General features: G+C 68.3%; 1 protein-coding gene. It reads left to right on the top strand.

All coding sequences use genetic code 11. The features are described 5' to 3' along the window. Positions 1-438, top strand: a 438-nt coding sequence (locus HU737_RS26090) for an RHS repeat domain-containing protein (RefSeq protein WP_217838554.1), incomplete at both ends; no start/stop codon positions are given.

The raw sequence follows: 438 nt of genomic DNA, 5'->3' as shown, positions 1-438 counted from the left end.
CAAGCGCCAGCACCACTACGACCCCGCCGGCCAACTGACCACCATCGACGACAGCAACCGCGGCACGCTCAGCTACCGCTACGACCCGCTCAACCGCCTGCTCGGCGCACACAGCCGGCTAGGCGCGGAAACCTTCGCCTTCGACCCCGCCAGCAACCTGCTCGACCCCCACGAAGCGCCCCAGGCCAACGGCCTCAAACGCAGCCGGCAGATGGACAACCTGCTGCACCAGTACCTGGGCAACCACTACCGCTACGACCCCCGCGGCAACCTCAGCGAGCGCTGGCTGGACGGCCAGCACGGCCGCTTCACCTGGGACCTGTACGACCGCCTGGTGGGCTACGAAGACGCCCGGCTCAAGGTCAACTACGGCTACGACGCCCTCGGCCGGCGCCTCTACAAGCAATCGGCTGCCAAGTACCAAGACCGCGCGCAGGC

Source organism: Pseudomonas urmiensis (assembly GCF_014268815.2).
In the GTDB taxonomy this organism is placed as follows: Bacteria; Pseudomonadota; Gammaproteobacteria; order Pseudomonadales; family Pseudomonadaceae; genus Aquipseudomonas; species Aquipseudomonas urmiensis.
This window is presented reverse-complemented; position numbering and strand designations above follow the sequence as displayed.